Genomic DNA, 7,811 nt, shown 5'->3' with positions numbered 1-7,811 from the left:
GCCTGCGGGTCCGGCGGCGGAGCGGCCACCGACGAGCCGCGGCGGCCGCCGCCGAAGGTGGCCTCGCTCGGCCCCTTCGTCGGCGAGTGCGGGCATGTCAGCGACGACGAGGTCCGCGAGATCGCGGAGCTGTCGCAGCTGTCCCAGGTGTTCAAGAACGCGGTCGGCTGCAACTACCAGGCCGCCGGCCTCGGTTCGCCCAGCATCACCTTCGCCTCCTATCGCGGCAGCCCGATCGACCGGGAGAAGGCGTGGGTGAGCAGCGTCGGCCGTGAGCCGGACAAGATCGAGGTCGGCGGCAGGCCCGGCTTCGCCGCCCTCGATCCCACCGGCACGGTCTGTGATCTCGCGGTCCAGCTCGACGACGACTTCTTCGAGTGGTCGATGTCCTACGGCCTGTTCGGCCCGACCGGCAACCCCTGCGACAAGACCAGGCGGCTGGCCGAACTCACCGTCTCGCGGCTGAAATGAGGGGGCTCATGACTCGGGCGGGCAGGCAGGCACGTGCCGCGCGGTCGCGTGGGCGGGCGGGCCGGACGCTCGCGCTGTGCGCGTCGCTCGTGCTGACCGCGGGCGCGGCGGCTTGCGGGGACACCATCGAGGGCTCGGCGCACCCGGCGGGCGGCAGCCAGGAGATCAACACCGATTTCGACAAGCTGCTGCGCGAGTGCGAGGTGGTCTCGCCGCTGGAGATCGGCAGCGCGCTCGGCGGCGCGCAATATGTCACCGGCTCCTTCAACGGCGCGGTGTGCATGTGGGACGTCGAGGACGCCCCGGGCGGGCTGGCCATGGTCACCCTCAACTGGTACGAGATCGGCTCGCTGAGCAACGAGAAGATCACCGCCGACAAACTCGGCTACCAGCACGAGACGGTCACCGTGCAGGGCACCCGCGCCCTGCAGATGCGCAGGCCGGACGATCCCGACGCGTGCGGGCTGACCGCCTCGGCGGCCGACACCGGGGTGGTCGGCTGGTGGGTCAACTATCGCCAGGGATCGTCACATCCCGACCCTTGCACCGCGGCCAGGACGCTGCTGGAATTGACACTGAACCTCGCTCGTTGAGGTGCGGCGTCGAGATGCAGATCGTTTGAGGTGCAGATCGTCGAGGTGCGGACCGTCGAGATGCAGATCACAGCGCCGATCGAAGACCGGGCGCTGCCGGACGGCCTGATGGGGCCCGCTTTGACCGTCGGTGCAGGCCGCGAGTATCGTGGACCGCTGTGCCCGACAGCATGCGGGCAAGTTCGTGCGTTGAAGTAGGCCAGCGAGAGCGGCTGACCTCTCCGGCGTGCCCGGATTCCGGGTTCCATCCCGCGCGCGACACGCCCGACCTCGGGACGCGAGAAACGTGGTTGGACGTGCGAGAACAGCTCGAAAACCAGCCATGCAGTTTGTGAACAACCGTCCCGACACCGCGTAATCAACAAGGAAAGCCGGTCTATGCCAACCATCAACCAGCTGGTCCGCAAGGGTCGCCGCGACAAGGTCTCCAAGACCAAGACCGCGGCCCTCAAGGGGAGCCCGCAGCGTCGTGGCGTGTGCACCCGCGTGTACACCACGACCCCGAAGAAGCCGAACTCCGCGCTGCGCAAGGTCGCGCGTGTTCGCCTGACCAGCCAGGTCGAGGTCACGGCGTACATCCCCGGCGAGGGCCACAACCTGCAGGAGCACTCGATGGTGCTCGTCCGCGGCGGTCGTGTGAAGGACCTCCCGGGTGTGCGCTACAAGATCATCCGCGGCTCGCTCGACACCCAGGGTGTGAAGAACCGCAAGCAGGCCCGCAGCCGCTACGGCGCCAAGAAGGAGAAGAGCTGATATGCCTCGCAAGGGCCCCGCTCCCAAGCGTCCGTTGATCGCCGACCCGGTCTACGGGTCGCCGCTGGTCACCCAGCTGGTCAACAAGATCCTCCTGGACGGCAAGAAGTCCACCGCCGAGCGCATCGTGTACGGCGCGCTCGAGCAGGCGCGCGAGAAGACCGGCACCGATCCGGTCGTCACCCTCAAGCGCGCGCTGGACAACGTCAAGCCGGCCCTCGAGGTCAAGCCCCGCCGTGTCGGTGGCGCCACCTACCAGGTTCCGGTCGAGGTCCGTCCCGGCCGCGCCAACACCCTGGCGCTGCGCTGGCTGGTCAACTTCTCCCGCGCCCGTCGCGAGAAGACCATGATCGAGCGCCTGGCCAACGAGCTGCTCGACGCCAGCAACGGCCTCGGCGCCTCGGTGAAGCGCCGCGAGGACACCCACAAGATGGCCGAATCCAACCGGGCCTTCGCGCACTACCGCTGGTGACAGCCCCCCGGCCCGTCGCTCGTGTCGGCGCCGGAAGGCCTCACGGTCGGAAGGGCACCACGGTGCCCGTTCCGGCGTTGACATAGTGATGACCCGAACAGGGTCAGTCCACACAGATCCCAAAGCAATCGCTGACAGAGCAGAGCGGGGAAGATTTCCGTGGCACAGGACGTGCTCACCGACCTGAAGAAGGTCCGCAACATCGGCATCATGGCGCACATCGATGCCGGTAAGACCACCACAACCGAACGCATTCTCTTCTACACCGGTGTCAACTACAAGATCGGTGAGACGCACGACGGCGCGTCGACCACCGACTGGATGGAGCAGGAGCAGGAGCGCGGCATCACCATCACCTCCGCCGCGGTGACCTGTTTCTGGAACCAGAACCAGATCAACATCATCGACACCCCCGGCCACGTGGACTTCACCGTCGAGGTGGAGCGGTCGCTGCGCGTCCTCGACGGCGCGGTCGCGGTCTTCGACGGCAAGGAAGGCGTCGAGCCGCAGTCGGAGCAGGTGTGGCGTCAGGCCGACAAGTACGACGTGCCGCGCGTGTGCTTCGTCAACAAGATGGACAAGCTGGGCGCCGACTTCTACTTCACGGTGCAGACCATCAAGGACCGCCTGGGCGCGCGTCCGCTGGTCATCCAGCTGCCGATCGGCGCCGAGGACACCTTCGAGGGCATCGTCGACCTGGTCGAGATGAACGCCAAGGTGTGGACCGGCGAGACCAAGCTCGGTGAGAAGTACGAGGTCAAGGAAATCCCGGCCGACCTGGCCGAGAAGGCCGAGCAGTACCGTCAGGAGCTGCTCGAGGCCGTCGCGGAGTCCGACGAGGCGCTGCTGGACAAGTTCTTCGGCGGCGAGGAGCTCACGATCGAGGAGATCAAGGGCGCCATCCGCAAGATGACGGTCAACTCCGAGGCCTACCCCGTGCTCTGCGGCTCGGCGTTCAAGAACAAGGGCGTGCAGCCCATGCTCGACGCCGTCATCGACTACCTGCCCTCGCCGCTGGACGTCGAGAACGTCGAAGGCCACGTGCCCGGCAACGAGGACGAGGTCATCACCCGTCGTCCGAGCGCCGACGAGCCGTTCGCCGCGCTGGCGTTCAAGATCGCCGTGCACCCCTTCTTCGGCAAGCTGACCTACATCCGGGTGTACTCGGGCAAGGTCGACTCCGGCGCCCAGGTCATCAACGCGACCAAGGGCAAGAAGGAGCGTCTGGGCAAGCTGTTCCAGATGCACGCCAACAAGGAGAACCCGGTTCCCGAGGTCTCCGCGGGCCACATCTACGCGGTGATCGGCCTCAAGGACACCACCACCGGCGACACCCTGTGCGATCCGCAGAACCAGATCGTGCTCGAGTCCATGACCTTCCCGGACCCGGTCATCGAGGTCTCCATCGAGCCCAAGACCAAGTCCGACCAGGAGAAGCTGGGCACCGCCATCCAGAAGCTGGCCGAAGAGGATCCCACCTTCTCGGTCAAGCTGGACGCCGAGACCGGCCAGACCGTCATCGGCGGCATGGGCGAGCTGCACCTGGACATCCTCGTGGACCGCATGAAGCGCGAGTTCAAGGTCGAGGCGAACGTCGGCAAGCCGCAGGTGGCCTACCGTGAGACGATCACCAAGACCGTCGAGAAGCTCGAGTACACCCACAAGAAGCAGACCGGTGGCTCGGGTCAGTTCGCGAAGGTCATCATCGCCCTCGAGCCCTTCGTGGGCGAGGACGGCGCGAGCTACGAGTTCGAGAACAAGGTCACCGGTGGCCGCGTGCCGCGCGAGTACATCCCCTCGGTGGACGCGGGCGCCCAGGACGCGATGCAGTACGGCGTGCTCGCCGGCTACCCGCTGGTCAACCTGAAGGTGACCCTGCTCGACGGCGCCTACCACGACGTCGACTCGTCGGAAATGGCGTTCAAGATCGCCGGCTCGCAGGCGCTCAAGGAAGCGGCCCGCAAGGCCGGTCCGGTGATCCTCGAACCGCTGATGGCGGTCGAGGTCACCACGCCCGAGGATTACATGGGCGATGTGATCGGCGACCTGAACTCCCGCCGTGGCCAGATCCAGGCCATGGAGGAACGCAGTGGTGCCCGTGTCGTCAAGGCGCTGGTTCCGCTCTCGGAGATGTTCGGCTACATCGGTGACCTGCGGTCGAAGACCCAGGGCCGGGCGAACTACTCCATGGTGTTCGATTCGTACGCGGAGGTTCCGGCCAACGTGTCGAAGGAGATCATCGCCAAGGCGACCGGGGAGTGATCCCATCCGGGGCAGGTGGCACACTTGCCCCGGACACTCCCGGGGCGTCTGTACGACCCGAAAGTTCCCTGTATCCGCAGGGATGACCCCCGCACTGCTGCAACTGCAGGAACCAACAAGTCCAGGAGGACCACACAGTGGCGAAGGCGAAGTTCGAGCGGACGAAGCCGCACGTCAACATCGGCACCATCGGTCACGTCGACCACGGCAAGACCACGCTGACCGCGGCGATCACCAAGGTGCTGGCTGACAAGTACCCCGATCTGAACGAGAGCTTCGCGTTCGATCAGATCGACAAGGCGCCCGAAGAGAAGGCGCGTGGCATCACGATCAACATCTCGCACGTCGAGTACCAGACCGAGAAGCGCCACTACGCGCACGTCGACGCGCCGGGTCACGCCGACTACATCAAGAACATGATCACCGGTGCTGCCCAGATGGACGGCGCCATCCTCGTGGTCGCCGCCACCGACGGCCCGATGCCGCAGACCCGTGAGCACGTGCTGCTCGCCCGTCAGGTCGGCGTGCCCTACATCCTGGTCGCGCTGAACAAGTCGGACATGGTCGACGACGAGGAGATCCTCGAGCTCGTCGAGATGGAGGTCCGCGAGCTGCTGGCCGCCCAGGACTTCGACGAGGACGCCCCGGTCGTGCGCGTCTCCGGCCTGAAGGCGCTCGAGGGCGACCCGAAGTGGACCGAGTCGGTGCTCGAGCTCATGAACGCCGTCGACGAGTCCATCCCGGACCCGGTGCGTGAGACCGACAAGCCGTTCCTGATGCCGGTGGAGGACGTCTTCACCATCACCGGTCGTGGCACCGTCGTCACCGGTCGCGTCGAGCGTGGCGTGATCAACGTGAACGAGGAAGTCGAGATCGTCGGCATCCGCCCGGAGAAGACCAAGACCACGGTCACCGGTATCGAGATGTTCCGCAAGCTGCTCGACCAGGGCCAGGCGGGCGACAACGTCGGTCTGCTGGTCCGCGGCATCAAGCGCGAGGACGTGGAGCGCGGCCAGGTCGTCGTGAAGCCGGGCACCACCACCCCGCACACCGAGTTCGAGGGCCAGGCGTACATCCTGTCGAAGGACGAGGGCGGCCGCCACACCCCGTTCTTCAACAACTACCGTCCGCAGTTCTACTTCCGTACCACGGACGTGACGGGCGTCGTGACCCTGCCCGAGGGCACCGAGATGGTCATGCCCGGCGACAACACCGAGATGAGCGTCAAGCTGATCCAGCCGGTCGCCATGGACGAGGGCCTGCGCTTCGCGATCCGCGAGGGTGGCCGCACCGTCGGCGCCGGTCGCGTCACCAAGATCATCAAGTGATTCGCTGAGTCACCACTGATCTGAGCCAACGGCGTCGCTCCTTCGGGAGCGGCGCCGTTCGGCGTCTTCCGGGGTCTTCCGGGAGTTCTCCCGAGTGTCCGCCCGGAGTCCGGCCCGCGGTCCCCGTCGCGGTCGCGGAGGATTCGCGGGCGGTTTCCCGGCGCGCCCGCGCGAGTGCGAGACTGACCGGCAGAGCAGTTCTCACGATTGGTTTGCCGAGCAGTTCCTTCGCCGTCCGCGCTTGCCCGCCCGCTGGGAGGAATCGATGAGCTCCGCCCCGAACGCACCGAACGCACCGAAGACCGCCGACCTCGACATCGTCGAGGGCAGCCTGCCGCTCGGCCTGCCCTACCGGGCGCTCGGCTCCGGGCCGCCGCTGGTGTTCCTGCGCTGGTTCACCCCCGACCACGCCAATCCGACCGGCATGATGCGCAAGGCCGAGATCGGCGCGCTGGCCCCGCTGGCCGCGCACCGGCGGGTGTGCGCGATCAACCGCGCGCCCGGCATGCGGGCGGGGATGACCATGGCCGAGATCGCCGACGACCACGCCGCCGCGCTGCGCGCCACCTACGGCGGCCCGGTCGACGTGCTCGGCATCTCCTCCGGCGGCTCGCTGGCCCTGCAACTGGCCCTCGACCACCCCGACGTGGTGCGCAGACTGGTGATCGGCGCGGCGGCGTCGCGGCTGGAGGAGCACGCCCGATCCGCGCAGTTGCGCTACGCCGAGGCCGCGGCCACCGGCCGGCGCGGCCTGCACCACCTGGCCACCGGCAACGGCCCGGTCCTCGGGCGGGTGAACAAGGCGATCATGTGGTTGCTCGATCCACTGGCCCGCCCCAGCGATCCGGCCGACACGCTGGCCTTCGTGCTGGCCGAGGACCGCTTCGACGTCACCGACCGCCTGCCCACGCTCACCGCGCCCACCCTGGTGATCGGCGGCGAGCGCGACACCTTCTACTCGACCGAGTCCTTCCGGCGCACCGCCGACCGCATCCCCGACTCGCGGCTGGTGATCGTGCCCGGCGTCGGGCACATGGGCGCGATCAACCACCCGCGTTTCGCGGCCGAGGTGCTGGCCTTCCTCGACGGCTGAGGATCACCGTCGCTCAGGCCGATCCGGTCAGCCCGGCGGCCACCACCCTCGCCACGCCGAGGATCTCCTCGGCGGTGGGCACCGGCAGGCCGTCCAGCGCGTGCGGCCGGTCGGCGGCGGTCACGGTGAACACGGCCGAGACCCAGGTCAGCGCGCAGGCCCGCAGCGTGCGCGGTTCGACCGGAGCGGGCGCGCTGGCCTGCAACACCCGCGCGGTCGTCTCCAGCAGGTGGTCGCGCATCCGGCGCAGCTGCCTGCGCACATCGGGGTGGGTGCCCGCCTCGCGCCACAGGATCACCCGCAGCAGCGAGGAGCGGCGGTCGCGGGGGTTCAGCGCGGCGTGCAGCCGCACCAGGCTGGTGGCCGGGTCGCCGGGCGCGACGACGGCGTCGAGGTCGGGCACCGGCTGCGCGCGCGCCCGCTCGGCCACCAGCGCGGACAGGATGGCGTCCTTGGTGGGGAAGTAGTAGAAGAGCAGTCCTTTCGGGATGCCGGCCGCCGCCGCCACGGCGGAGGTCGGCGTGGCATCGAATCCTTGTGCGGCGAAGAGGTTCTCCGCCGCGTCGAGCACGAGTTCCCTGGCCTGCCCCGCGCCGGGGGGGCGACGGCCGCGCGCACCGACTGGCCCCCGCCGCTGCACACACGACCAGCCCCGCGTCGGCTGATCGACGCGGGGCCCGTCGCGGATGTCGTGCGGGTCAGGGCTGCTGCGGGGGCTCCTGCCGGGGGCTCTGCGGGTTCTGCGGGCTCTGCCGGTCCAGGAAGTCCTTGGCCTGCTGCTGGCCCTTGTCGACGTGCTGGGCGTACTTGCCGCCGGTGCGCTGATCGAACATGTCACC

At 68.2% G+C, this 7,811-nt stretch carries 10 protein-coding genes; 8 read left to right on the top strand and 2 right to left on the bottom strand.

The genetic code is table 11. The features are described from left to right. The 8 genes from QH283_RS02685 to QH283_RS02650 form a co-directional block, all read left to right on the top strand. On the top strand, positions 1-471 hold a 471-nt coding region (locus QH283_RS02685), incomplete at its 5' end, for a DUF3558 domain-containing protein (protein WP_280501427.1). 8 nt (positions 472-479) lie between these two features. After that, positions 480-1,064, top strand: coding sequence for a DUF3558 domain-containing protein (locus QH283_RS02680; protein WP_280501426.1), 585 nt, complete (start codon positions 480-482; stop codon positions 1,062-1,064). Positions 1,065-1,094: 30 nt separating this feature from the next. Further along, positions 1,095-1,262 carry a hypothetical protein gene (locus QH283_RS02675; RefSeq protein ID WP_280501425.1) on the top strand — a complete coding sequence of 56 codons (168 nt, stop codon included), beginning with the start codon at positions 1,095-1,097 and terminating at the stop codon, positions 1,260-1,262. 180 nt (positions 1,263-1,442) lie between these two features. Next, positions 1,443-1,817 (top strand): 30S ribosomal protein S12, encoded by a 375-nt coding sequence (gene rpsL, locus QH283_RS02670; RefSeq protein ID WP_280501424.1) that lies wholly within the window; start codon positions 1,443-1,445, stop codon positions 1,815-1,817. Position 1,818: 1 nt separating this feature from the next. Continuing rightward, positions 1,819-2,289 (top strand): 30S ribosomal protein S7, encoded by a 471-nt coding sequence (rpsG, locus tag QH283_RS02665; protein WP_280501423.1) that lies wholly within the window; start codon positions 1,819-1,821, stop codon positions 2,287-2,289. A 159-nt stretch (positions 2,290-2,448) separates the two neighbouring features. After that, positions 2,449-4,551, top strand: a complete 2,103-nt coding sequence (gene fusA / locus QH283_RS02660) for an elongation factor G (protein WP_280501422.1) — start codon at positions 2,449-2,451, stop codon at positions 4,549-4,551. A 137-nt stretch (positions 4,552-4,688) separates the two neighbouring features. After that, entirely contained in the window at positions 4,689-5,879 is a 1,191-nt protein-coding gene (gene tuf, locus QH283_RS02655) for an elongation factor Tu (RefSeq protein WP_280501421.1), read from the top strand. Positions 5,880-6,144: 265 nt separating this feature from the next. Next, entirely contained in the window at positions 6,145-6,972 is an 828-nt protein-coding gene (locus QH283_RS02650; RefSeq protein WP_280501420.1) for an alpha/beta fold hydrolase, read from the top strand. A 13-nt stretch (positions 6,973-6,985) separates the two neighbouring features. Here QH283_RS02650 and QH283_RS02645 read toward each other — a convergent pair whose 3' ends face one another. Then, positions 6,986-7,543 (bottom strand): TetR/AcrR family transcriptional regulator, encoded by a 558-nt coding sequence (locus tag QH283_RS02645; protein ID WP_432420641.1) that lies wholly within the window; start codon positions 7,541-7,543, stop codon positions 6,986-6,988. 127 nt (positions 7,544-7,670) lie between these two features. Then, the gene (locus QH283_RS02640) at positions 7,671-7,805 is read right to left on the bottom strand and encodes an antitoxin (protein ID WP_280501428.1); all 135 of its coding nucleotides are present in this window, start codon (positions 7,803-7,805) and stop codon (positions 7,671-7,673) included. Between the last annotated feature and the right edge of the window lie 6 nt (positions 7,806-7,811).

Source organism: Nocardia farcinica, assembly GCF_029867845.1.
GTDB classification, from domain to species: Bacteria; Actinomycetota; Actinomycetes; order Mycobacteriales; family Mycobacteriaceae; genus Nocardia; species Nocardia farcinica_A.
Note: the sequence above shows the minus strand (reverse complement) of the source record. Positions and strands in the feature narration are given on the sequence as shown.

Bases quoted from the DNA above. Each gene is read 5' to 3' on its own strand.
- QH283_RS02680 (WP_280501426.1), top strand. From the start codon at position 480: ATGACTCGGGCGGGCAGGCAGGCACGTGCCGCGCGGTCGCGTGGGCGG.
- rpsL (WP_280501424.1), top strand. From the start codon at position 1,443: ATGCCAACCATCAACCAGCTGGTCCGCAAGGGTCGCCGCGACAAGGTC.
- rpsG (WP_280501423.1), top strand. From the start codon at position 1,819: ATGCCTCGCAAGGGCCCCGCTCCCAAGCGTCCGTTGATCGCCGACCCG.
- QH283_RS02650 (WP_280501420.1), top strand. From the start codon at position 6,145: ATGAGCTCCGCCCCGAACGCACCGAACGCACCGAAGACCGCCGACCTC.
- QH283_RS02640 (WP_280501428.1), bottom strand. From the start codon at position 7,805: ATGTTCGATCAGCGCACCGGCGGCAAGTACGCCCAGCACGTCGACAAG.